General features: G+C 63.6%; 20 protein-coding genes, 1 tRNA gene and 1 other RNA gene. 12 read left to right on the forward strand and 10 right to left on the reverse strand.

The window, feature by feature from the left end; translation table 11 throughout:
• Positions 1-32 precede the first annotated feature (32 nt).
• Entirely contained in the window at positions 33-392 is a 360-nt protein-coding gene (locus tag AB0T83_RS07725) for a DoxX family protein (RefSeq protein WP_366192454.1), read from the forward strand.
• On the forward strand, positions 389-1,687 hold the full coding sequence (locus AB0T83_RS07730; protein WP_366192455.1) for a carbohydrate porin: 1,299 nt from the start codon (positions 389-391) through the stop codon (positions 1,685-1,687). The genes AB0T83_RS07725 and AB0T83_RS07730 overlap by 4 nt, the downstream gene beginning before the upstream one ends.
• A gap of 703 nt (positions 1,688-2,390) precedes the next feature.
• On the opposite strand, the gene AB0T83_RS07735 is transcribed toward AB0T83_RS07730, so the two are convergent.
• The 7 genes from AB0T83_RS07735 to acuI all read right to left on the reverse strand — a co-directional run bounded on the left by AB0T83_RS07735 (position 2,391) and on the right by acuI (position 11,048).
• Positions 2,391-2,480: transfer RNA gene (locus tag AB0T83_RS07735), tRNA-Ser, on the reverse strand.
• Between the two features lie 215 nt (positions 2,481-2,695).
• Positions 2,696-5,107, reverse strand: a complete 2,412-nt coding sequence (locus AB0T83_RS07740; RefSeq protein ID WP_366192456.1) for a DUF3772 domain-containing protein — start codon at positions 5,105-5,107, stop codon at positions 2,696-2,698.
• Between the two features lie 5 nt (positions 5,108-5,112).
• The gene (locus AB0T83_RS07745; RefSeq protein ID WP_366192457.1) at positions 5,113-6,144 is read right to left on the reverse strand and encodes a cysteine synthase A; all 1,032 of its coding nucleotides are present in this window, start codon (positions 6,142-6,144) and stop codon (positions 5,113-5,115) included.
• 55 nt (positions 6,145-6,199) lie between these two features.
• Positions 6,200-7,225, reverse strand: coding sequence for an NUDIX domain-containing protein (locus tag AB0T83_RS07750; protein ID WP_366192458.1), 1,026 nt, complete (start codon positions 7,223-7,225; stop codon positions 6,200-6,202).
• An 85-nt stretch (positions 7,226-7,310) separates the two neighbouring features.
• The gene (locus AB0T83_RS07755) at positions 7,311-8,522 is read right to left on the reverse strand and encodes a class I SAM-dependent methyltransferase (protein ID WP_366192459.1); all 1,212 of its coding nucleotides are present in this window, start codon (positions 8,520-8,522) and stop codon (positions 7,311-7,313) included.
• A gap of 50 nt (positions 8,523-8,572) precedes the next feature.
• Positions 8,573-9,994 (reverse strand): cryptochrome/photolyase family protein, encoded by a 1,422-nt coding sequence (locus AB0T83_RS07760; protein WP_366192460.1) that lies wholly within the window; start codon positions 9,992-9,994, stop codon positions 8,573-8,575.
• A gap of 64 nt (positions 9,995-10,058) precedes the next feature.
• Positions 10,059-11,048 (reverse strand): acrylyl-CoA reductase (NADPH), encoded by a 990-nt coding sequence (acuI, locus tag AB0T83_RS07765; protein WP_366192461.1) that lies wholly within the window; start codon positions 11,046-11,048, stop codon positions 10,059-10,061.
• Between the two features lie 189 nt (positions 11,049-11,237).
• Here acuI and AB0T83_RS07770 point away from each other — a divergent pair, with 189 nt between their 5' ends.
• On the forward strand, positions 11,238-12,287 hold the full coding sequence (locus AB0T83_RS07770; RefSeq protein ID WP_366192462.1) for an extracellular solute-binding protein: 1,050 nt from the start codon (positions 11,238-11,240) through the stop codon (positions 12,285-12,287).
• A gap of 59 nt (positions 12,288-12,346) precedes the next feature.
• Here AB0T83_RS07770 and mbfA read toward each other — a convergent pair whose 3' ends face one another.
• Positions 12,347-13,324, reverse strand: a complete 978-nt coding sequence (gene mbfA, locus AB0T83_RS07775) for an iron exporter MbfA (RefSeq protein ID WP_366192463.1) — start codon at positions 13,322-13,324, stop codon at positions 12,347-12,349.
• Between the two features lie 86 nt (positions 13,325-13,410).
• Between mbfA and ssrA the strand changes: the two genes are divergently transcribed.
• The 9 genes from ssrA to AB0T83_RS07820 all read left to right on the forward strand — a co-directional run bounded on the left by ssrA (position 13,411) and on the right by AB0T83_RS07820 (position 20,891).
• Positions 13,411-13,760, forward strand: a transfer-messenger RNA (tmRNA) gene (ssrA, locus tag AB0T83_RS07780).
• Between the two features lie 78 nt (positions 13,761-13,838).
• Positions 13,839-15,101: a chromate efflux transporter gene (gene chrA / locus AB0T83_RS07785; protein WP_366192464.1), complete on the forward strand. Its 1,263-nt coding sequence runs from the start codon at positions 13,839-13,841 to the stop codon at positions 15,099-15,101.
• Between the two features lie 78 nt (positions 15,102-15,179).
• Positions 15,180-15,653, forward strand: a complete 474-nt coding sequence (locus tag AB0T83_RS07790; protein WP_366192465.1) for an SspB family protein — start codon at positions 15,180-15,182, stop codon at positions 15,651-15,653.
• A 111-nt stretch (positions 15,654-15,764) separates the two neighbouring features.
• The gene (gene fumC, locus AB0T83_RS07795) at positions 15,765-17,159 is read left to right on the forward strand and encodes a class II fumarate hydratase (RefSeq protein WP_366192466.1); all 1,395 of its coding nucleotides are present in this window, start codon (positions 15,765-15,767) and stop codon (positions 17,157-17,159) included.
• A 78-nt stretch (positions 17,160-17,237) separates the two neighbouring features.
• Positions 17,238-18,083, forward strand: coding sequence for a KPN_02809 family neutral zinc metallopeptidase (gene ypfJ, locus AB0T83_RS07800; RefSeq protein WP_366192467.1), 846 nt, complete (start codon positions 17,238-17,240; stop codon positions 18,081-18,083).
• A 3-nt stretch (positions 18,084-18,086) separates the two neighbouring features.
• Positions 18,087-18,278, forward strand: coding sequence for a DUF4169 family protein (locus tag AB0T83_RS07805; protein ID WP_366192468.1), 192 nt, complete (start codon positions 18,087-18,089; stop codon positions 18,276-18,278).
• A complete protein-coding gene (locus tag AB0T83_RS07810; RefSeq protein WP_366192469.1) occupies positions 18,275-18,553 on the forward strand; it encodes a ribbon-helix-helix domain-containing protein in 279 nt (92 codons plus the stop codon). The genes AB0T83_RS07805 and AB0T83_RS07810 overlap by 4 nt, the downstream gene beginning before the upstream one ends.
• A 66-nt stretch (positions 18,554-18,619) precedes the next feature.
• Entirely contained in the window at positions 18,620-19,756 is a 1,137-nt protein-coding gene (locus AB0T83_RS07815; protein WP_366192470.1) for a hypothetical protein, read from the forward strand.
• On the forward strand, positions 19,746-20,891 hold the full coding sequence (locus AB0T83_RS07820) for a hypothetical protein (RefSeq protein WP_366192471.1): 1,146 nt from the start codon (positions 19,746-19,748) through the stop codon (positions 20,889-20,891). Before AB0T83_RS07815 ends, AB0T83_RS07820 begins: the two co-directional genes overlap by 11 nt.
• A gap of 70 nt (positions 20,892-20,961) precedes the next feature.
• Here AB0T83_RS07820 and AB0T83_RS07825 read toward each other — a convergent pair whose 3' ends face one another.
• Both AB0T83_RS07825 and AB0T83_RS07830 read right to left on the reverse strand, forming a co-directional pair.
• Positions 20,962-21,198 carry a hypothetical protein gene (locus AB0T83_RS07825; RefSeq protein ID WP_366192472.1) on the reverse strand — a complete coding sequence of 79 codons (237 nt, stop codon included), beginning with the start codon at positions 21,196-21,198 and terminating at the stop codon, positions 20,962-20,964.
• Positions 21,199-21,472: 274 nt separating this feature from the next.
• Positions 21,473-22,228 (reverse strand): cytochrome c biogenesis CcdA family protein, encoded by a 756-nt coding sequence (locus AB0T83_RS07830; protein WP_366192473.1) that lies wholly within the window; start codon positions 22,226-22,228, stop codon positions 21,473-21,475.
• Between the last annotated feature and the right edge of the window lie 66 nt (positions 22,229-22,294).

The following is a 22,294-nucleotide window of genomic DNA, read 5'->3' on the forward strand; positions in this document are numbered from 1 at the left end:
CTGACACTGGAGGATCAACCATTTCCATTCTTTTGATCGCAATTGGCCTACTGTCCGCCTTCTTCCTCTTCGCCAGTTCGATCAAGACCCTTGGCTGGCAGAAATTCATCTTCGAGACGCAACTGGCGATGTTCGTCAAATACGGGCTGAATCGTCAGATCATGGCGCTTGTCGGTGGTGTCGAGCTGTTCGGGGCGGTGGCGATCTGGTTCCAGAGCAGCTTGCTCGGGCCGCTCGGGGCCGCGGCGCTTCTGGGCACGTCGCTTGGCGCAATCGGCTGCCACCTGATCTGGGACACATGGAAAGACGGCGTGCCGGCCATGATCACAGCCACGTTGTCGGCCTTCGTCCTCTGGACGGGCCGGGATGTCGTTCTGGCGATACTTGCATGAGCAAGCCGAAGAAAAACCAAACGCAACAAGGGAGACCTCAAATGGGACAGGCGAGGATTCTCGGTACGGTCATTGTTGCTGGCTTCTGGTTATCAAGCGGAGCCTTGGCGCAGGAAAGCCGGCCATCCTCCGCCCTGGAGGCCGCCGCAGCGGTCTCGCTGGGTGGCCCGGCCTCCACGCAGGCCCAACTGGAACAGGATCGGGTTCGGCGGTTGCAGGACTCTCGCTGGCCGGGGCTGGATGCGGCATTGGATCCTCTGGAAGCATCGCGGCAGAGTTTTGCCGACCGCACCGGCCTGAACCTCTCCTTCGACTACCAGGCCTTTTATCAGTCCGTGACCGAGAGCCTGACCGATATCGACGAGGCCGCCTTGGGCCAGGCGCGCATTCTCGGTCAGTGGACCCTGCTCAATCGCGGTGGCGAGAACTCCGGGCAACTGGTCTTCACGATCGAGAACCGCCACCTGCTCGGCACAGACATCGCGCCCGGCGGGCTCGCCGGGGAGATCGGCTATGCTGGAGTCACCGCAACGACCTTCAGTGACACTGACACGACCCTCTCCGTCGCCTACTGGTCCCAGACCCTCGCCGGCGGGAAGGCCGGTTTCGTCGCGGGCCGGATCGATCCGGGAGACTACTCGGACATTCTCGGCTACGTGAACCCGCGCACCACCTTTTCAAATTTCTCGATCCTGTTCAGCCCGGTCCTGCCGCTCCCCGATCCCGGCTTCGGCATCGCAGGCGGCGGGTATCTGACCGACCAGATCTACGCCCTCGGTGTCTTGTCGGACGCAAACGGCTCGCTGACCGATGTCGAGTGGTTCCCCGGTGGTCCCGAATTCTACAAATACGCCGAGATCGGGTGGACACCCGAACGCTCGAAGCGCTTTCTAACCAACGTGCACCTCGGCGTGTTTCACGTCGATGAACGCACGGAGGCAGGCGTGCCGGAAAGCTACGGGGCGATCCTGTCAGCCAACCACACGATCAACGAGGAACTCATGATCTACGGGCGCCTCGGCTGGTCAGAGGGTGAGGCGCCAATCGCCAGGCGTGCGGCCAACGCTGGACTTTTGTGGAGGCCGGGCCTCTACGACGACCTGTTCGGGTTCGGGGCTACCGTTGCGGACCCGGTGGATGAGACACTCGACACCCAGACGACGATGGAAGCCTTCTACCGGTTGGACCTGTCGGACAATGTCGCCCTGACCGCGGATGTCCAGCGCCTGATCAACCCTGGCTTCAATGATCAGGACCCAACCGTGTTTGGACTGAGGCTGCGGATCAATCTTTGACCCGCAATGACTTCCGACGCGCATTCCCGATGCCCGGTGTCCGTGCCTGTTGTCGAAGCGGTGCCTGGTCAGGCAGTGATTTGGTCTGTCTGGTTACAGCAGTCTGCGGCTTGATAAACAGAAACCTGCGTGTTCAGCGTATGTAGCTCAACTTGCCAGCTTGCTGTGTTCCCGAAAGCCGCCGTTCCCGGTGTGTGACCCAAGAGTCCGCTAAGGGCCGGTCACGTCGATATGAAATCGTGCTGCGCTTGCGAAGTGCGGTGCTCGACCAACGACCGCAATGCGCAGAAAGCGACACCCTGCGACTCTATCCTGAAACGCAACATGTCCCGCAACTCGGCCGCTCATGTTCGACGCGGCGAACGGCCGGTCTGAGATGAGTGTGCGTTGGATCCATGGCTGGTCTCGCAACTCTTGCGGCAGTCGCGCTCGGTAGCGAACGTTCGATTTCTGTTCCATTTCGCCGAGCGCCACTGGTATCGGAGTGCGCGGTCTGGGACCACTAAAAATCAAGCAATTGCAGATGATTACAAACAATTCACCAAATCGGCGCTGTCAACAGGTCCGGAGAATATCGGCACGAGAGAACGCTTTCGGGCCTTCTGGCGCCGAGGTCGGTGAATAGCCCTTCCCGTATAACCCTCGAAAACAACGGGAAAATCCGGCCACAACCGAGCGCAGAGAAACTTTTCTCAGGGGCAAGTGGCGGAGAGACAGGGATTCGAACCCTGGAGACGGTTTCCCGCCTACACACTTTCCAGGCGTGCGCCTTCGACCACTCGGCCACCTCTCCGTGAGGCGGACGGTTAGCAGAGTTCGGGAACCGAGGGCAAGGTGGTTTTCGGGTTTTTTCGTGCGGGATTTCCGGACGGCGTGCGCGCCACGGAAACCGGGCGTGTTCGGGCCTGAATCCATGGTCCATGAAGGGCAGCGTGGGCCTCGCGTAGCGCGGCAATGACCGAGGATGCCCCTGCCCGGCCAGGACACAAGGCGATGCCCGAACGGCGCCTAGTCGGGATCGTCGCCCGGCCCATCCTCCGGGTCGGCGCCGCGTGTCTGCGCGGGCGGCGGCATCATGGGGGTGACCTTGGGCGCGATACCCGGAGCGGCCAATTCGCTCAATGCTTCGGGATTTCTCAGCCACAGGTCGCGCTGCGCGAAGGGGATCTCGATGTCTTCCCCGGCGAACCGGCGGGCGATCTCGTGGTTCATGTCGGACTTCACACTCAGCATGAAGTTGATGTCCCGCAGGATGGCACGGATCTCGAAGTCGACGGAATCGGCCCCAAACCCCATCAGGTAGACCGATGGCGGCGGCGAGATCACCACCATGGGATGCTCGTTGGCGATCTCCAGCAGGATCTTTTCGACCTTCCGGGTGTCGGTGCCATAGGCCACGCCCACCGGTACGATGACACGGCCAATGAGATTACCACGGGTCCAGTTGGTAACCTGGCCCGAGACAAGATCGGCGTTGGGAATGATCACATCGGTGCGGTCGAAGGTCTCGATCCTCGTGGCGCGCACCGAGATGCGGCGCACGTAGCCCATGACACCGCCCACCTCGATCCAGTCGCCTTCCGACACCGGACGTTCCACCAGCAGGATGATGCCGGACACGAAGTTCGACACGATGGTCTGCAAGCCGAAACCGATGCCGACCGCCAGCGCGGAGGCCAGGATCGCAAGGTTCGAGAGGTCGATGCCCGCCAGCGTCACCGAGACGATCGCGGCCAGGAAATAACCGATGTAGCCGACGCCCGAGACGATGGCTGTCCGGGCGCCCAGATCCAGCCGGGTCTTGGGCAGGACCGTGTTGCGCAGGGCGCCCTGCACCAGCCGGGTCAGGCCGAAGCCCGCCGCGAAGGCCACCGCCAGCGTGAAGAACACGGTTGGCGACAGCTGTATCTCGCCGATGGTGAAGCCTTCGCGCACCTTGGCCCAGATCTCGGTCAGATCGGTGACCCGTGCGCCCCAGATTAGGGCGATCAACGGCAGCGACAGGAAGATCAGCATCGCCCCGACCAGGGTCGGGGCAAGGCCCTCGTCGGCCTCGTCCATCCCGCGGCTGGCGCGGTACATCTGCGTCGTCTGTTTGAACTCGCGATGCAGCAAGGCGATCAGGCCGAAGACCAGGAAGGTGCCGGCGGTGGAAAAGACCAGTTGCTTGCTGAGCACCGCGTAGCCGGCGACCCCCGCGACCGGACCGCTGACCGCCATGAACATCCCGGCCAGTCCGAGGAAATTGACCACCCCGTTCGAGAACCCATGGTCCTTCGATATGTCCTGCGCGACGGTCTGGCGAAACAGCCGACCCATGCGCAGCAGCGCATAGGCGCAGATGAAGCTCAGAATAAGGCCGACGTAAGCTTCGGTTTGCGGCGTGAACTGCATGCGCTGGGAAAAGGTGCTCAGCCCCTGTTCCAGCGCCATAGTCAGCACCATGGTGCGCGACAGCATCCGTCCGCCGGAAACCTGCGAATTCTGCAGACGCAGTGGCGTTTCGTCGGGGCCATCCTTGGGGAAAAGATGGCGTGTCAGCCAGATGCCCGAGATCAGCATGAATCCGAAGGAGGCAAAGCCGGCCAGAAGCGCACTGCCCGTCAGGCCGAACAGCCCGGTCAGTTGCAGGGCAACCAGCAACAATCCAAGCCCGGTCCAGGGCAGGACCAGTTGCGCCGCAGCCATCACCACGCGCACCACATGTTGCAACAGCCGATTTCGGATCTGGGCGGTCTTTGAGAGGGCCTTCTCCAGCCAATGACGACTGCGGAACAGAAGGTAAAGCCCGGCCAACAGAGAGAGCACCGCACTTGGCAGGTTGTCGATGATCGTCTGGCGCTGATGCTCGTCCCGCAGGATCAGGATGACTTCGCTCGGCAGGCGGCCGAAAGCCTTGGAAAAATCGCCGATCAGCGCCCCCCAGTTCAACGGGTTGACCGGGCTGGGGTAGCGTTTCAGAACCTGCCGCGCCTGTCGGTCCCGCAGCACGGCGTCGATCTCGCTGACCAACCCGTCTGCTTCGACGAAGGCCTCGGTGGCGCGCAGGATCGGTTGCCGCAGTTCCAGAAGCTGTTCGTTCAGCGCCGCGCGGCGGTTGGCAACCTCCTCGGCCTCGACCTCGCCCTCCGCAGGGGCCGGACCCAGCGCCTCGATCTGCCGTTCGATCCGCTGGACCTGGGTTTCATTGGCGCCTTGCGCGGTCAGAAACTGCTCCCGGTACCCGGCCAGATCGTTGCGCAGACGTTCCAGCGTCGCATCATCGGCGGTATTGGCCTCCAGCACGCGTTCGACACGCACGGCCATGCTTTCCCAGTCCGCGAAGGTCTTGTCGGACAGATTCTGCGCTGACAGCGGTGCCGCCAGAAGCAGCACCAGCATCGCTGCAAGGCGCGCACGCGCCGCGATGCGCGCCAGCATGCGTGTCAATCCTCGAACACGGCGGGGAGCCTGGCCGGCGCCCGATCCAGCCATTCCGGCACGGGCAGACCCTTTTCCTTCAGGAAGGCCGGGTTGAACAGTTTGGACTGATAGCGGGTGCCATAGTCGCACAGGATCGTCACGATGGTGTGCCCCGGCCCCATTTCGCGGGCCATGCGCACCGCGCCAGCGATGTTGATGGCGGTCGAGCCGCCCAGACACAGCCCCTCTTCCTGCAGCAGGTCGAAGACATAGGGCAAGGCTTCCGCGTCAGGGATCTGATAGGATGTGTCGGGGGTGAAGCCTTCGAGATTGGCGGTGATCCGCCCCTGCCCGATGCCTTCGGTGATCGAGTCGCCCTCGGCTTTCAGCTCTCCGTGCGCATAGAAATTGTACAGCGCCGCACCCTGGGGATCGGCCAGGCCGATCCTCACGCCCTTGGGTTGCAGCACATCGGCCACCCCGGCGATGGTCCCGCCCGAGCCGACCGCGCAGATGAAGCCATCGACCTTGCCACCGGTCTGGTCCCAGATCTCGGGGGCGGTGGTTTCCACATGCGCTTGCCGGTTGGCGACATTGTCGAACTGGTTGGCCCAGATGGCGCCGTTGGGCTCGGTCTCGGCCAGTTTCGCGGCCAGACGTCCCGAATACCGGACATAGTTGTTGGGATTGCGATAGGGCGCCGCCGGAACCTGCACCAGCTGTGCCCCGGCCAGGCGGATCATGTCCTTCTTTTCCTGGCTCTGGGTCTCGGGGATCACGATCACGGTGCGGAAGCCCATGGAGCAGCCCACCAACGCCAGCCCGATGCCGGTGTTGCCCGCCGTGCCTTCGACAATGGTGCCGCCGGGCTTCAACTGGCCCTTGGCCACCGCGTCGCGAATGATGTACAGCGCCGCACGATCCTTGACCGACTGGCCCGGATTGAGGAACTCGGCCTTGCCGAGGATCTCGCAGCCGGTGGCGTCGCTGACCTTGTTCAGGCGGATCAGGGGCGTGTTGCCGATTGCGGATGCCAGGTCACGGTAGATCGCCATGGGGACTCCAGAATTCAGATGTGTTTGCCTTGTCTAGGCACGCATGGCGGGGGTTTCAACCGCCCGCGCCCAGCCTGTGGTGGTTTGCGTCAAGCCAGTAGGCGGAAATCACCAAGGGCCCCACGGGAATGTCACCGCGCGTGACGGCGGCCATCAGTTCGGCGCGACTCATGACGTGGCCGCGAATGTCTTCGCCCTCGATGTCCAGCCCCGCCAATTTTCCGGCATCGTCGGGCAGATCGGCCAGACCGACAAAGGCATAGATGTATTCGGAAAACGCGCCGGTCGTGGGGTAGTATTCGCCGATCTTGTGCAACCCCGTCACCCGCACATGCGCCTCTTCCCAGGCCTCGCGGATGGCGGTGTCCTCGGGATTGTCGGCCGGTTCGATCCGCCCCGCCACGGGTTCCATCAGCCACAGCCCGCGATCACCGCGCGCCAGCGGGGCGGCGCGCAACTGCTCGATCACCAGCACCCGGTCGCGCACGGGATCATAGGGCAGAACCGTCACCGCGTCCGAGGCCAGAAACACGCCGCGCAGCAGGGCCTCGCTGCGGGAGCCGTCGAAATGGGCGTGGTCATAAACATAGTCAGCCACGGCGAAATACTGGAAGTAGCCATAGGATTTGTGCTGCACGGTCAGATCATCGCGGTCCAACCCGCTGGGGCACACCCGTTGCGCCGCCTGCGCGCGCAGCCGTGAATCCGCCCGCGACCAGATGTTGTTCAACCATGGCGTCAGGGTCTCGGGCGGGCGTGACGTGCGGTGCAACATGATCTCTTCCGCTGCCGCCCGCCAGATGTCGCGCCAGCGGGCCGTCCAAACCTCAGAACTGAAAGTTCGGCCCGCAAGTGTCTGATAATCATTAAAGACTTGTGAGAACTCCGGTGGCAGATCCAGCCCGTGGGCCGCCATGTAGTACCCAAGTCGCGCCTGTGCCTCGGCGGTCGTTACCGTCAGGTCGGCCTGCGGCCAGCCCTCTGGATCGCGCAGGTTTGCCAGGTGGTAGGCACCTTCGCCCAACACTGTCGTCAACAACACTTCGTCGGCCAACGGGCCCCGAACCTTGTAACTCGCCATGCGGTCTCCTTGCGCCTGTCGCCCGTTGGTGCCGTCTTGGCGCGGGCGGGTCCAGCCGTCAGATAGCCCCACCCCCAAAAGCAAGTCAGGCAGGTGCGCGCACGGTGATCTGGGTCACATCGCAGACACCGGTGCGGAAGGCCGCCGCGCAGGAGGTCAGGTAGTAGTCCCACATGCGCCGGAACCGGTCGTCGAACCCCATACGCGCGATCTCGTCCCATCGGTCGTTGAAGGTCTCGGCCCAGCGACGCAGGGTCTGGCTGTAGCTCTCGCCGAACTCGATGGATCCGGCCACGGCAAGGCCCGCCTTTTCCACCTCGCGGCGCAGCACGCCGGGGCTGGGCAGGAAGCCACCGGGGAAGATGTACTTCTGGATGAAATCCACCTGCTTGCGATAGGCGTCAAAGCGGGGATCCTCGATGGTGATGATCTGCAAGGTCGCCGCCCGGCCCGGTTTCAGGCGGTTGCGCAGCGTCTTGAAGTAGACCGGCCAGTATTTCTCGCCCACGGCCTCGAACATCTCGATGGATGCAATGCCGTCATACTTGCCGGTTTCCTCGCGATAATCCTGCAGCTTGATCTCGACCCGATCCGACAGGCCGACCCGCGCCATACGCGCGCGGGCAAAGTCGTATTGTTCCTTGCTGATGGTCAGCCCGGTAACCTTCAGTCCCCGCTCTTTCGCGGCATATTCTGCAAACCCGCCCCAACCGCAGCCGATCTCCAGCACATGTTCGCCGGGTGCCACGTCCATGCCGTCCACCATGGCGGCATATTTCGCGGTCTGGGCGGCTTCCAGGCTCTCCTGCCCGGTTTCAAACAGGGCCGAGGAATAGGTCATCGTCTCGTCCAGCCATTGGGCGTAGAAATCATTGCCCAAATCGTAGTGGTGCGAGATGTTCTTCTTGGCCTGACGCTGCGAATTCGACTGGAGCCAGAAGCGCAGGCGTTCCAGTGCCCGCACCAGCCCCATGGCCGGGAACCCGTTCAGCATGGCGTCGTCGGCGGTGTGGATCAGATCCATGAAGGCCTGAAGGTCCGGTGTACTCCACCATCCGTCCATATAGGCTTCCGAAAATCCCAGGTCGCCCTCGCGCAGCAGGCGCGCGAACACGTCGTGGTTGTGAATGTGCACCTCGGCCACCGGGCCGGGGGCGGCCCCTTCGACGCGAAACACCCGTCCGTCGTCCAGATGCACATCCAGACGGCCGCAAGGAAGCCGCGCGGCCTGGGCAAACGCCGCCCCGAAGTAACGCGGCAGATCGGTCTGCCCTTTGGTACTGGTCAAGAATGTCATCTTCGTTCCTTTGTCCTGTTGCAGTGGCGCGGTTTTCCCCGCGCGATTATTCAGAAATCCCGTGCTTCATAGGCGGCCAGCGCGCGTTTGCGCCCCTCGGCCAAGCCGACCACCGGGTCGGGATAGGCATCTTCGGCACTCAGACCCCAGGATCGGGGCACGGCGTCAAAGTAGGCCAGCGCATCGGCAGACGGGTTGGCGCGGCCTTCGGCCAGCCAGCGCCCGGAATACCCGTGGCCGGGATCAAACTTTTCCAATTGTGTCACGGGATTGAAAATCCGGAAATAGGGGGCCGCATCGGGGCCGCTTCCGGCAACCCATTGCCACCCCATGGCGTTGGAGGCCGGATCCCAGTCACGCAAACAGTCCGCGAACCACGCCTGCCCGATTTTCCAATGTGTCATCAGATGCTTGGTCAGGTAGGAGCCGACGATCATCCGCCCCCGGTTGTGCATATGGCCGGTCACATACATCTCGCGCATGGCGGCATCGACGAAAGGCACCCCGGTGCGCCCCTGCTTCCAGGCCATCACCTCGGGACTGTCTTCCTTGCGGGACCAGCCGAAACGATCCCAGCCCTCGCGCCAGTTGTCGGTGGTGATCCGGGGCGTGTGATAGGCCAGATGGTGGGCAAATTCGCGCCAGACCAGTTCCTTCAGGAAATGGTCGGCGCCCTGTGCGCCCTGCCGTGCGGCCTCCTGCCCGGCGTGCCACAGCCGGCGGGGACTGATCTCGCCGTGCGTCAGGTTCTCGCTGAGAAACGAGGTCGCGGGTTCCGCCGGGAAATCCCGCATCTTGCGGTAGTCGTCGACGGGCCCGTCCAGAAACCGCGCCAGTCGGGTTTCAGCGGCATCTTCCCCTACCCCCAGATGCGGGCGGACCACCTCGGCGCCACGGTTCATCGCGGCCTCAAGGTGCCAGTCGGCGATGGTCTCGGACGCGGGCCAGGTATCGGGGGCCGGAATACGTGCGGGCGCGGCCAGCGGCAGGCCAGGATCGCGATCCTTCACGGCCCGCCAGTAGGGGGAATACACCCGGTAATAGCTGCCCTGCCCGGTTTCCACGGTCCAGGGGTCAAACAGCAGATGGCCCGCAAAGCTGCGCGCGTCGATGCCGTCGTCGGCCAATGCGGATTTGACGGCACTGTCGCGCGCCTGGCTGTCGGGATCCACAAGGCGCGACCAATAGACCGCCGTGGCCCCGGTTTCGGCAATCAGCGCTCGCAGGGTGTCGAGCGCCTTGCCCTGGCGCAGGATCAGGCGGCTGCCAATGTCGCGCAGGCGCTTGTCCAACGCCTCGGCCCCCAGCGCCAGACGCCATGCGGGCAGCGCCCCGTGGGTCTTCATGACCTCATCGAAGATGAACAGCGGCAGCACGGGGCAGCCTCGGTCGATGGCCGCGCAGAGAGCGGGGTTGTCGGCCAGACGCATATCGCGCCTGACCCACCAGATGACCGGATCCTTGCTGCTCATACCGCCCCCACGCGCGCCTGTTGCCTTTACAACATCTTACGGCGCGGGGACGGGGTTGGATCACTCAGGCGCGCACATCGACCACGACGCGGCCCTGCACCTGTCCTTTCAGGATGTCCGCGCCCAGTCGCGGCAGATCGGCAAGGGTCGCGGGCTGGATCATCGCTTCCAGCTTGTCCATGGGCAGATCGGTTGCCAGACGGTTCCAGGCCTCGATCCGGTCCTCGATCGGCCGCATCACGCTGTCGATGCCCAGCAGGTTGACCCCGCGCAGCAGGAAGGGAATGACGGTCGCGGGCAGATTGGCCCCGCCTGCCAGCCCCACGGCGGCCACCGAACCGCCGTATTTGATCTGACCCAGCACCCGCGCCAGCATCGGCCCGCCGACGGCATCGATGCAGCCGGCCCAGGTTTCGGCCTCCAGCGGGCGCTTGACGGTCTCGTTGATCTCGTCGCGCGGCACGATCTGCGACACGCCCAGCGATTTCAGGTAATCAGCCGTCTCGGGCCGCCCGGTGACACCGGCCACCTCATACCCGAGGTTGGCAAGGATCGCCGTGGCGACCGAGCCCACACCGCCCGCGGCCCCGGTCACCAGAACCGGCCCCTTGTCCGGCGTCAGCCCATGGTTTTCCAGCGCGATCACCGACAGCATCGAGGTATAGCCCGCCGTGCCCACAGCCATTGCCTGCCGGGTGGTGATCGCCTCGGGCAGCTTCACAAGCCAGTCGGCCTTGACGCGGGCTTTCTCGGCATAGCCGCCCCAGCGGATTTCGCCGACCCGCCAGCCGTTCAGCACAACCCGGTCGCCGGGGGTGAAGCGCGGATCGTCGGAGCTTTCGACCACGCCCGCGAAATCAACGCCCGGCACATGCGGATAATTGCGCACCAGACCGCCACCCGATCCGACGCACAGCCCGTCCTTGTAGTTCACCGTCGAATATTCGACGGCCACGGTCACATCGCCCTCGGGCAGGCGATCCTCGGAGACCTCCTCGATCGCGGCCGAAGTTTCTCCGGCTTCGTTCTTCTGAACCACCAGTGCTTTGAACATCGTTCCCCCTTGTCGTGTTTTCCGATTGCGTCGCACGGATGCGGCCCGGAATCCGCCGTAACCGTCCTAGGGTCATGCTTGACGGATTTTCCCGGCTTTGCCTACCTTTTCCCCAGACATTCAAATGTGAATGCGGCCATGCCTGACAAGATCGGGCGAGCGACGAGAAAAACAAGGAGTCTCCAACAGATGCGTTCTTCCATTTCCCTTCTGGCCGGCGTTTCGCTGTTGGCCCTGACCCAGCCGGCGCTGGCCGACGATGGCGAATTGCTGATCCTCGACTGGTCCGGGTTCGAGGAAGATCCCTATTGGGAAGCCTATGCCGCCAAGCATGGCGACATGCCGACCTATTCCTTCTTCGGGGATGAGGAAGAGGCCTTCCAGAAATTGCGTTCGGGCTTTCGCGCGGATGTGGCGCATCCCTGCCCGCAGTCGGTGCAGAAGTGGATCGAAGCCGATCTGATCGAGCCGTGGGACGTGTCGAAGATCCCCAGCTACATGCAGGTGGCCGAGGTGTTCCGCACCGACCCGACCTTCGTGCAGGACGGTAAGGTCTATTTCATCCCCGGCGACATGGGCGCCACCGCCATCGCCTATAACACCGACGAGTTGACGCCCGAGGATGTCTCGACGCTTCAGGTTTTCACCAACCCGGCGCTGGCCGGGCGGATCTCGCTGCCCGATGTGGTCGATGATGCCTATGCGCTGGCCTTCCTCGCCACCGGCACCAGCGATTGGACAACGGCCACCGAGGAGAATTTCCAGAAGGCCAGCGCCTGGCTGCGCGAGGTGCATCCGCTGGTGCGCACCTATTGGACCGATGGTGCCGAACTGGCGCAGCTCATGGGCACCGGCGAGGTGCTGCTGAGCTGGGCCTGGAACGAAACCCCGGTACAACTGGCCGACGAGGGTCAGCCCATTGCCTTTGAGCGCGAACCGCAGGAAGGCTCCTCCATGTGGTTCTGCGGCTATGTGAACATCAAGGACGGCCCCGGGGATGAGGCCAAGGCGCATGACTTCATGGAAAGCTTCCTGCAACCCTCGGTCGCCGAATACATCGTGACCGAATGGGGCTATGGCCATGGCAATGCCGCCGCCATGGAGGCCATCGACGCTGAAACCCTGGAAGAGGTCGGGTTGAACCCCATCGACGGGCCGGTCCTGAATCAGGTGCCCATGGACATCCGCCTGCGCGAGCAGATGATCAAGGAGTTCGAACGCATCAAGGCCGGCTTCTAAGTCCCTGACAGAAAAGGCCCCACCCGGGGCCTTTTCCTTGTCTGGCAGACAGGGCGCCGCTAACCGACGCCGATCAGGATGCCCGCGGCCAGAACCAGCGCGCCACCCAGAACCACCTGCAACGTGGCCCGGAAGAACGGCGTGTCCATGTATTTGTTCTGGATCCAGGCGATGGCCCAAAGTTCGATAAACACGACGATCACGGCAATTGTGGTCGCGGTCCAGAAATCGGGGATCAGATAGGGCAGCGCGTGGCCCAGCCCGCCGATCGTGGTCATCACCCCCGAAGCCACCCCGCGTTTCCACGCCGCCCCCCGGCCCGAGATCTCGCCATCGTCCGAGGCCGCTTCGGTGAACCCCATCGAGATGCCCGCCCCGATCGAGGCCGCCAGCCCGACCTGGAAGGTCTGCCAGGTGTCCTGCGTGGCGAAAGCGGCGGCAAAGATCGGTGCCAGCGTCGAGACCGACCCGTCCATCAGCCCGGCCAGCCCCGGCTGCACCCATGTCAGCACGAACTGCCGATGCCGGGTCTTTTCCTCGGCGTCTTTCGCGCTTTCGGTCAGATGCTGTTCGGCCAGATCGGCGGCCCGGGCCTCATGCCCGGCCTCGATTGCGGCCAGATCGTTCAGCAGTGCGCGGGTGTCGGCATCGGTGCTGCGGCGGGCGGCGGCCTCGTAATAGCGTTGCGCGCCCTGCTCCATCTCTTCGGCCTGCCCGCGAATGTCGTCGAGCGACAGGTTCTCCATCAGCCAGACCGGTTTGCGTGTGTAGAAATCAGCAATGTGCTCGCGCCGGATCAGCGGGATCGTGTCGCCGAAGCGCACCTTGTGCTGGTCGAGCAAACGCTGCGCATGGCCTTCTTCCTCGCGCGCCATGCCTTCGAAAATCTTCGCACTGGCCGGATAGCTGTCGCGCAGTCGCGCAGCAAAACTGCGGTAGATCTGGCTGTCGTCCTCTTCGGACGAGATGGCAAGGGCGAGCACTTCCTGCTCGGAGAGGTCGGAAAACCGCCGACGACCGGTGAAACGGGACAACATGGATCCACCCTTTTAGAACTGTTCTAACATTCAAACCCCGTTGTATCGCGCCCAAGCGACAAATCAAGCCCGGATCCTGCCTGCGGCCGCTTGCACATGGCCGCATCAGCGCCTACATTTGAAGTGTTCTTCGGAACTATGGACATAAACGCGCTCGTAATACACGGACTGGACCCGGGGGCGGTACCCGGCGGCTCCACCAAAAATCCTTTGTTTGGGGATCATGGGGCCGAAACAGGATCGACGGACGTCTAAAGGGGTTAGCTTTGTCTCGGTGAGATACCACCGTTATCGGTTCAAAAAGCATAGTTGCAAACAACAATCGTGCTCCGGTGGCAGTCGCTGCGTAAGCAGTGCCTAATACCGAAATCCTAAGTCCAGTCGCTTTGCAGCGGCTGGCGGGGTTCGCAGGTACCTGGCAACAGAAACCTGCACTTTCCCCCCACATGCGACGCTTTTATAACGACCGCAGGCTTCGGCTTGCGCCCCGGTTCGCGGGCGGTCACACATCCGCATGACCTCGCCGTCTCCTTCCCTTGGCGCACTCTGGCGCGTGTTCGGTCGCATCGGCCTGATGTCCTTTGGCGGACCGGCGGCGCAAATCGCGTTGATTCATCGCGAGCTGGTCGATGACCGCCCGTGGCTGACCGAAGAGCAATTCCTGCGCGCCCTGTCCTTCTGCATGATGCTGCCCGGCCCCGAGGCGATGCAGCTGGCCACCTATGCCGGCTGGCGGTTGCGCGGGGTGCCCGGCGGGCTGCTGGGCGGGGCGCTGTTCGTGCTGCCCGGTGCGGCGGTGATCGCGGCCCTGGCCCTGCTTTATGCCCGGTTCGGCGCGCTGCCGCTGGTGGCCGCGCTGTTTGTGGGCATTAAGGCCACGGTGGTGGTGATCGTTCTGGAGGCGCTGTTGCGGGTCAGCCGCAAGGCGCTGAAGTCCCCCGACCGCTGGGCCATCGCCGGGCTGTCCTTCGTGGGCATCTTCTTCCTGCACCTACCGTTCCCGGCGATCATCCTTGCCGCCGGGGCGTATGGGTTTCTGAGCACCCGCACCCGCCCGCCCGAAAATGCAACCGCCCTGCCGCGCGGACATTTGCGCCGCACAATTGCCGTCTGGGGCGGGTTGTGGCTGCTGCCGGTTGCGGCCCTGTGGCTGGCGGATGCCGCCTTTCTGACCGATCTTGCGCTGTTCTTCTCGAAGCTCGCGGTGGTGACCTTCGGCGGCGCCTATGCGGTGCTGGCCTATATGGCCCAGGCCGTGGTGGCCGAGCATGGCTGGATCAGCACGCAGCAGATGATCGACGGTCTGGGGCTGGCCGAGACCACGCCGGGGCCGCTGATTCTGGTGACGCAATTCGTCGGCATGCTGGCGGGCGATCTGCGCGGCGGTGTCGGGCTGGCGCTGGCCTCGGGCGCGGTGGTGCTGTGGGTGACCTTCGTGCCCTGCTTTTTGTGGATATTCGCCGGCGCTCCCTACATCGACTGGTTGGCGCATCAGCCGCGCCTGTCCGGGGCCCTGTCGGCGATCACCGCCGCGGTGGTGGCGGTGATCCTGAACCTGTCGGTCTGGTTCGCCCTGCATGTGCTGTTCGGGCAGGTCACCGAGGCCAGTTTCGGCCCCGTTGCCCTGCTGCGCCCTGACTGGGCCAGTTTCGACGCTGCTGCCGCCGGCCTTGGCCTGATCGCCGCCCTGTGCCTGTTGCGCCTGCACTGGCCCCTGCCACGGGTTCTGGCCCTGTCGGCCGGGCTGGGGCTGGCGCTTGGACTGGCGGGCATCTGAAAGAATGGGCGTTTTCTGCTCTTTTCATTCCCGCCCCCCTTCCGATAGACCTTTATAAAGGAAAGAGGGCCGAGCCACATGTCACGCAGCATCGACTACGGAAATCTCATGCACCGCGCCATGCGCACCCTGATCCGGCAGGTGCTGGACGAGGTGTCCGAGCACGGCCTGCCCGGAGAGCATCATTTCTTCATCACCTTCGACACGCTGCATCCCGACGCGCAGATGGCCGACTGGCTGTCGGATCGCTACCCGGAAGAAATGACCATCGTCGTGCAGCACTGGTTCGACAATCTGGTGGTCGATGACGACGGCTTTGCCATCACTCTGAACTTCGGCGACCGGCCCGAGCCGCTGTATATTCCCTATGATGCCATCCGCACCTTCGTGGATCCGTCCGTGGAATTCGGCCTGCGCTTCGAATCCCAGGATGACGAGGACGACGAGGATCTGGAGGCCGCCCCCATGGCCGAGGACGTGGAGCCCGAGGCCGAAGAGGCTGCCGGGCCGAAAGACGCCGAAGTCGTCAGCCTGGACAGTTTCCGCAAATAGGCACAGGGCGCGGGTAACAGGCTGATAACGCTAACCCGCTTCCCCGTCGCATTGCCAGCCTTCCAGCCGCCGCTTATAGGCATCGGGAACCTGTTTTCAGAGGATGACCCGATGACCCAGACCCGCACCGAATCCGACAGCTTCGGACCGCTTGAAGTTCCCGCCGACAAGTACTGGGGCGCACAGACCCAACGGTCGATCATGAACTTCCCCATCGGCTGGGAAAAGCAGCCCGTGGCCATCGTGCGCGCGCTTGGCGTCATCAAGAAAGCCTGCGCCATGCAGAACAAGGCGACCGGCGATATGGACGCGCGGATCGCCGATGCGGTGATTCAGGCCGCCGGTGAAGTGATCGAGGGCAAGTTCGACGACAACTTCCCGCTGGTGGTCTGGCAAACCGGTTCGGGCACCCAGTCGAACATGAACTCGAACGAAGTCATCGCCAACCGCGCCATCGAGATCCTGGGCGGTGTCATCGGCTCGAAAGACCCGGTGCACCCGAATGATCATTGCAACATGGGCCAGTCGTCCAATGACACATTCCCCACCGCCATGCATATCGCCACCGCCATGTCGGTGCGCGATGTGCTACTGCCGGGCCTGACCAAGCTGGCCGAGGGACTGGAAGCCAAGTCGGAAGAGTTCAAGGACATCATCAAGATCGGCCGCACCCACACCCAGGATGCCACACCGCTCACGCTGGGCCAGGAATTCTCGGGCTACGCGCATATGATCCGCCAGGGCATCGCCCGCGTCGAAACCGCGCTGCCTGGCATCTATGAACTGGCACAGGGCGGCACCGCCGTCGGCACAGGCCTGAACACCAAGCAGGGCTGGGGCGAGGCCGTGGCCGCCCATATGGCCGAGATCACTGGCCTGCCCTTCGTCACCGCCCCCAACAAGTTCGAAGCCCTGTCGGCCCATGACGCCATGGTCTTCATGTCCGGCGCGCTCGCGACGGTCGCAGGCTCCATGTACAAGATCGCCAACGACATCCGCTTCCTCGGCTCGGGCCCGCGCTCGGGTCTGGGCGAGTTGATCCTGCCGGAGAACGAGCCCGGTTCGTCGATCATGCCGGGCAAGGTCAACCCGACGCAGGCCGAGGCCATGACCCAGGTCGCCGCCCATGTGATGGGCAATGACGCCGCGATGAAGTTCGCGGGCAGCCAGGGCCATTTCGAACTGAACGTCTACAACCCGATGATGTCCTACAACCTGCTGCAGTCGATCCAGCTTCTGGGCGATGTGGCCGACAGCTTTACCCAGCGCATGCTGCTGGGCATCCAGGCCAACGAGCCGCGCATCGACAAGCTGATGAAGGAAAGCCTGATGCTGGTCACCGCGCTCGCCCCGACCATCGGCTACGACAATGCCACCAAGGTCGCCAAGACCGCCCACAAGAACGGCACGACGCTGAAGGAAGAAGCCATCGCGCTTGGCTTCGTGGATGCGGCAACATTCGATGCGGTGGTGCGCCCCGAAGACATGATCGGCCCCAAGGCCTGATCGGCCCATCCTTTGCCAAACGGTTGACCCGCCCCTCTGGTTTCAGGAACACTTCCCGAAACCGGAGGAGGTGGCCAGATGCGTTGGCAAGGACGGCGAACCAGCCGCAACATTGAAGACCGGCGTGGCCGGCGCATGACGGGCAGCCCCGCGAAACTGGGCGGCATCGGCTTGCTGGCCGTGGTCCTGATCGGCGCCTTTCTGGGCGTCGATGTCACTCCTTTTCTGGGCGGCGGCGGCATGAGCCCGGCCCCCGCCCCCAGCGGCCCTAACCAGATCGACGACAGCGCCGAGGAATTCGTCGCCGTTGTTCTGGCCGACACCGAAGCGGTCTGGGGCGAGATCTTCCGCAATTCCAACCTGCAATATGTGGAACCGAAGCTGGTGCTGTTCAACGGGCGCACGTCCTCGGCCTGCGGGCTGGCGGATGCGGCCACCGGCCCGTTCTACTGCCCCAACGATCAACAGGTCTATCTGGACACCGATTTCTTCCGGGTCATGGACACCGAACTGGGGGCCCGCGGCGATTTCGCCAAGGCCTATGTGGTGGCGCATGAGGTTGGCCATCACGTCCAGAACCTGCTGGGAACGCTGGAGCACAGCAACCGCCTGCGCGCCCAGTCCAGCCAGGCCGAGTCCAACGCCATCTCGGTGCGGGTGGAACTTCAGGCCGACTGCTATTCCGGCCTCTGGGCCCGCGCCGTGCAGGAGCGCTTCGGCGTGCTGGAGCCCGGCGACATCGAAGAGGCGCTGAACACCGCCGCCCGCATTGGCGACGATGCCCTGCAAAGGGCCAGCCGCGGGGTGGTGGTCCCCGACAGTTTCACCCATGGTACCAGCGACCAGCGGCAGCGCTGGTTCGCGGCGGGATACCAGAGCGGCGATCCGCAAGCCTGCGACACCTTTTCGGCAAGGGATCTCTGAACCATGGCGGACACCCCCATCAACCTGTCACGCTATCGCAAGGCCAAGGTCCGCGCCGAGCGCAAGCGGCAGGCCGATGCCAATGCGGTCAGCCATGGCCGCACCCGCGCCGAAAAGACCCGCGACGCCGCCGAGACCGAAAAGATCACCCGCCTGCTGGATCATGCCCGCCGCGACGACCCCACCGACGCATGACCGCCCGTCCCCGCAAACGCTCGCTGACGTTGCACGGCCATGCCACCAGCGTCTCGCTGGAAGATGCCTTCTGGGAGGCCTTCCGCCAGATCGCCGCCGAGGAGGATCTGTCGGTCAACGCGCTCGCCGCGCAGGTCGACGAGGCGCGCGGGCTGGAAGTGGGGCTGGCCACCGCCATCCGCCTGTTCGTGCTGTCCCACACGCAAGAAGCTTTGGCCCGCGCCCGGTCCGGGCAGCACGTGACGGCGGATGACATTTCCAAACCGCCTCTGTAGGGTCGCGGTGGATCCACTCTTGCGGCCGTCGGACCCCAACAGGGGCGCGGCAGAACTCCGGAACCCATGCAAGCGCCTGAAACCCTTCGTCTTGTCGGCCTGACCCTGCCCGCCAACAGCCCGGCGCTGCGCGACCACATGCGCCCGCCCGAACGGCGCACCGAGAACTATCAGCAGACCTATGACCGCACGACGCTGTTCTACGACATTGTCCGGCGACCCGAGCGCGGCGACCTGCTGATCACGGCCCCCCCGCTGATGAACCTGCGGCCGCTGCTGACCGACGGGCTGCGCGATGCGCAGGACGCACCGCTACGGCTGCGCATCCGGGATTTCGACAAATACACCCAGATCCGCGTCGCCGGGATGCATGACCGGCTGACGTTTCACGGCCCTTCCGAGGTGACCGAGGTCCGGCCCCGCGCCGATGATGCGCCACGCTTCGCCGGGTTGAACTGCGCGGTGACCATGAACCGCAACAACCCGCTGCCCTGGGTGCAGGCCTGGGCACTGCACCACGTGCGCGAGCATCGGCTGGAAGGGGTGCTGATCTTCGACAATGGATCGACCGATTACACGCCCGACGATCTGGCCCGGGCGCTGGCGCTGGTGCCGGGGCTGAAGTCCATCTGCGTGGCCTCGGCCCCCTACCCCTATGGCACCACCGACAAGGTGCTGAAGGGCGAAACCCGGCCCAATTTCCTGCAGCCGGCAATGCTGAACCTGGCGCGCGGATCGTTCCTGCGGCAGGCGCGGGCGGTGCTGAATTGTGATATAGATGAGCTGGTGCTCAGCCGCGATGGCAGTTCTGTCTTCGACCGGGCCGCGTCAAAGCCCTGGGGGGCGGCGCGCCTGCCGGTCTATTGGGCCGATCCCGCGCCCGGCACCCAGGGCCCGTCGCCACAATGGGCGCATCGCTGGCGCAGCCCGACCCGCACCCGCACGCCGCGCAAATGGTGTGTGGCGCCGCGCGGATTGCTCAGCAAGATGGGCTGGTACGTGCATCATGTGGGCGGCGAGGCCTTCAAGCTGAACCGCGAAAGCACGGCGCATGAGATCGTCCATTGCCGGGCCTGTTCCACCGGCTGGCATCCGTTCAAGGCACGGCACAAGGCCGCAGGGGAGCTGCGCGAAGATCCCGAACTGGCCGCCCTGATGGACGATCTGGAACTGCAGGTGAAGGAGCTTGGATTTGCACAGTGACCACCTGATCCTCGAGGCTTGCGGCCGGGTTCTGGACCCGGACGGAACCATTTTGCGCGACCATGTGCGCAAACCCGACCGCCGCACCCAGCAATACCTGGAGCGGTTCGATCGCACGACGCTCTACTACGATTGTGTCTACCTGGCCGAGCGCCGCAGCTATCTGTTCACCGCGCCGCGGTTCCTGAACCTCTGGGGGCCGTTCCGGCAGGGGCTGCGGGTCAACGGGAAAAAGACGCGGGCCGTGACGCGGCGCAAATGGCTGCGCTGTGAACAGGTCGAGGTGCACGCCCCGCGCGGCAGTCTGACGCTGCACTGGCAGGGCAAGACCGCACCGGTCGCCTTTCGCGATGGCATAAGCGATTGCTTCGCCGGGCTGAATTGCCTTGTGGCGGTGAACAAGAACAACCGTCTGGACTGGATTGCCGACTGGGCGGCCTATTATGCGCAGACCCATGGGGCCGAAGGTGTCGTGCTGTTCGACAATGGCTCGACCGACTACACACTGGCCGATTTGAATGCGCGGCTGTCTCAGGTGCCGGGACTGGCGCGTTCGGCGGTGATCTCGGCACCCTATCCCTATGGGCCGACCGACCGGTCGCGCAAATGGGAGGTCAGCCCGCGGTTCTTCCAGACCGCCATGCTGAACATCGGGCGGCGCGATCCGCTGGCCCGTGCGCGCGCGGTGCTGAGCGTGGACATCGACGAGATCGCGCGCAAGGCCGAGGATGCGCCCAGCATTTTCGATCTGGCCGTAGGGAACGTCGTCGGCATGGCTACGCTGAACGGGGTCTGGGTCTATCCCAACCCCGACACCGATGGGCCTGTGGGGCACACGGCCCATGGCTTTCGCCGCAGCCCGGATCGCCCGTGCAACCGCAAATGGTGCCTGCGCCCCGGCGGTGTGCAGGATCGCTTTGGCTGGGCCGTGCATCATATTGGCGGGCCGCTGCAGGATCTGTTCACCAACCAGACGCAGGTCAGCCTGCTGCATTGTCGCGGCACCTCAACCGGATGGAAGCGCAATCGCTTCACCGATCCTGGAGAATTGCTGGAAGACCCGGAATTAGAGAACTTCTGGAGCATGCAATTCCCAAAGCCCGCTGCCGGTTCGGCGGCAGGCTTTGGTCCATGAGCAATTTTCCCTAAATGAAGTCGCGGCGGAATATTGGATCATCCGTGCATCTATTAGGTCAGACTATTTTTTACTTGCCCGCCTGATTGTGGTCGCCGGAATTCCCGGGATCAAGATCTTTGCCGGATTCGGATGGCGTTTTCTCTCCGCCGAATTCACCGCCATTGCCTTTGCCGGCGTTCGCCTCGCGGTTGATTTCGATCTGGTGCTTCTTGGCTTCGCTCCAATTGGCGCTGTCGGCATAAATGGCCGCCGGTGCAGAAACGCCCATCACCAACCCCATTGCAAGCAATATACGCATTGTCATTAGTGGACCCTCCCTTTCTGAAAGTCCTTCTAATGTATCAAAATTTTTGCATTATATTGAGATGGTAAATTATGGATTCCTAAGAGGTACACTGTAATCGCCAAGCTAATATATTGAATAGTTCTGACAATTGACCTCCATCACATTTTCGAGAAACAACCTATGAGAAAATAATTCTCCTATGGCGTGCGGAAATTCACGCATTCCGTGTATTTAAAAATCATTAAAAAAACGTCCGCTTGAGAATTAAGGAATGCGATACGGGTCGCCGGCCTTATCCGAGGGCCGCCAGAGCCGGGAAGTGTTCCAACAACCAATAGGAGAACGAGGAAAACCCGCCTGTCAGCATCAACAGGCCGATGGTCCACAGCAGCAGTCCCATGACCTTCTCGATCTGCTCCATGTGGCGTTTCATCCAGCCCATCACACCGGTCAGACGCGGCAGGAAGGCGGCGACCAGCAGGAAGGGCACGCCCAGCCCGATGGCATAGATCGACAGCAGCACCGTGCCACGGGTGAGCGACGCCTCGGAAGCGGCCAGCGACAGGATCGCGCCCAGTTGCGGACCGATGCAGGGGGTCCAGCCGAAGGCGAAGGCCAGGCCCAGCACATAGGCGCCCAGGGCCGAACCGCCGCGGTCCCCGGCATCCAGCCGCGCCTCGCGGTCCAGAATGCCGAACCGGTAGACGCCGATGAAATGGGCACCGAAGATCATCACGAGGATGCCGGCGATGGTGTTGAAGTACCCCTGGTAGCTGAGAAACAGCGTCCCGATGGCCGAGGCGGTGAAGCCCAGGAACAGGAACACCGTGGACAGGCCCAGCACGAAAAACAGCGCGGGCAAGATCGCCCGGTTGCGTTGGGTGCTTTCGCGATCGGACAGGTCGGCCAATGACACGCCGCTCATATAGGCCAGATACGGCGGCACGATGGGCAACACGCAGGGCGACAGGAAGGACAGCATTCCGGCGACCAGCGCCACGGTCATGGCGGGCAACAGCCCTGCGTCGATGATTTCGATCCCAAACATGGCTTCGGCTTATCCCAAGCAGCGCGGGGCGTCACGCCGCCGAATGTCACATTCCCGTGGTCTTTG

The sequence above is a fragment of the Meridianimarinicoccus marinus genome (assembly GCF_040689105.1).
Classification (GTDB): Bacteria; Pseudomonadota; Alphaproteobacteria; order Rhodobacterales; family Rhodobacteraceae; genus Meridianimarinicoccus; species Meridianimarinicoccus marinus.

Bases quoted from the DNA above. Each gene is read 5' to 3' on its own strand.
- AB0T83_RS07730 (WP_366192455.1), top strand. From the start codon at position 389: ATGAGCAAGCCGAAGAAAAACCAAACGCAACAAGGGAGACCTCAAATG.
- AB0T83_RS07740 (WP_366192456.1), bottom strand. From the start codon at position 5,107: ATGCTGGCGCGCATCGCGGCGCGTGCGCGCCTTGCAGCGATGCTGGTG.
- AB0T83_RS07745 (WP_366192457.1), bottom strand. From the start codon at position 6,144: ATGGCGATCTACCGTGACCTGGCATCCGCAATCGGCAACACGCCCCTG.
- AB0T83_RS07750 (WP_366192458.1), bottom strand. From the start codon at position 7,225: ATGGCGAGTTACAAGGTTCGGGGCCCGTTGGCCGACGAAGTGTTGTTG.
- AB0T83_RS07755 (WP_366192459.1), bottom strand. From the start codon at position 8,522: ATGACATTCTTGACCAGTACCAAAGGGCAGACCGATCTGCCGCGTTAC.
- AB0T83_RS07760 (WP_366192460.1), bottom strand. From the start codon at position 9,994: ATGAGCAGCAAGGATCCGGTCATCTGGTGGGTCAGGCGCGATATGCGT.
- acuI (WP_366192461.1), bottom strand. From the start codon at position 11,048: ATGTTCAAAGCACTGGTGGTTCAGAAGAACGAAGCCGGAGAAACTTCG.
- AB0T83_RS07770 (WP_366192462.1), top strand. From the start codon at position 11,238: ATGCGTTCTTCCATTTCCCTTCTGGCCGGCGTTTCGCTGTTGGCCCTG.
- mbfA (WP_366192463.1), bottom strand. From the start codon at position 13,324: ATGTTGTCCCGTTTCACCGGTCGTCGGCGGTTTTCCGACCTCTCCGAG.
- chrA (WP_366192464.1), top strand. From the start codon at position 13,839: ATGACCTCGCCGTCTCCTTCCCTTGGCGCACTCTGGCGCGTGTTCGGT.
- AB0T83_RS07790 (WP_366192465.1), top strand. From the start codon at position 15,180: ATGTCACGCAGCATCGACTACGGAAATCTCATGCACCGCGCCATGCGC.
- fumC (WP_366192466.1), top strand. From the start codon at position 15,765: ATGACCCAGACCCGCACCGAATCCGACAGCTTCGGACCGCTTGAAGTT.
- ypfJ (WP_366192467.1), top strand. From the start codon at position 17,238: ATGCGTTGGCAAGGACGGCGAACCAGCCGCAACATTGAAGACCGGCGT.
- AB0T83_RS07805 (WP_366192468.1), top strand. From the start codon at position 18,087: ATGGCGGACACCCCCATCAACCTGTCACGCTATCGCAAGGCCAAGGTC.
- AB0T83_RS07810 (WP_366192469.1), top strand. From the start codon at position 18,275: ATGACCGCCCGTCCCCGCAAACGCTCGCTGACGTTGCACGGCCATGCC.
- AB0T83_RS07815 (WP_366192470.1), top strand. From the start codon at position 18,620: ATGCAAGCGCCTGAAACCCTTCGTCTTGTCGGCCTGACCCTGCCCGCC.
- AB0T83_RS07825 (WP_366192472.1), bottom strand. From the start codon at position 21,198: ATGACAATGCGTATATTGCTTGCAATGGGGTTGGTGATGGGCGTTTCT.
- AB0T83_RS07830 (WP_366192473.1), bottom strand. From the start codon at position 22,228: ATGTTTGGGATCGAAATCATCGACGCAGGGCTGTTGCCCGCCATGACC.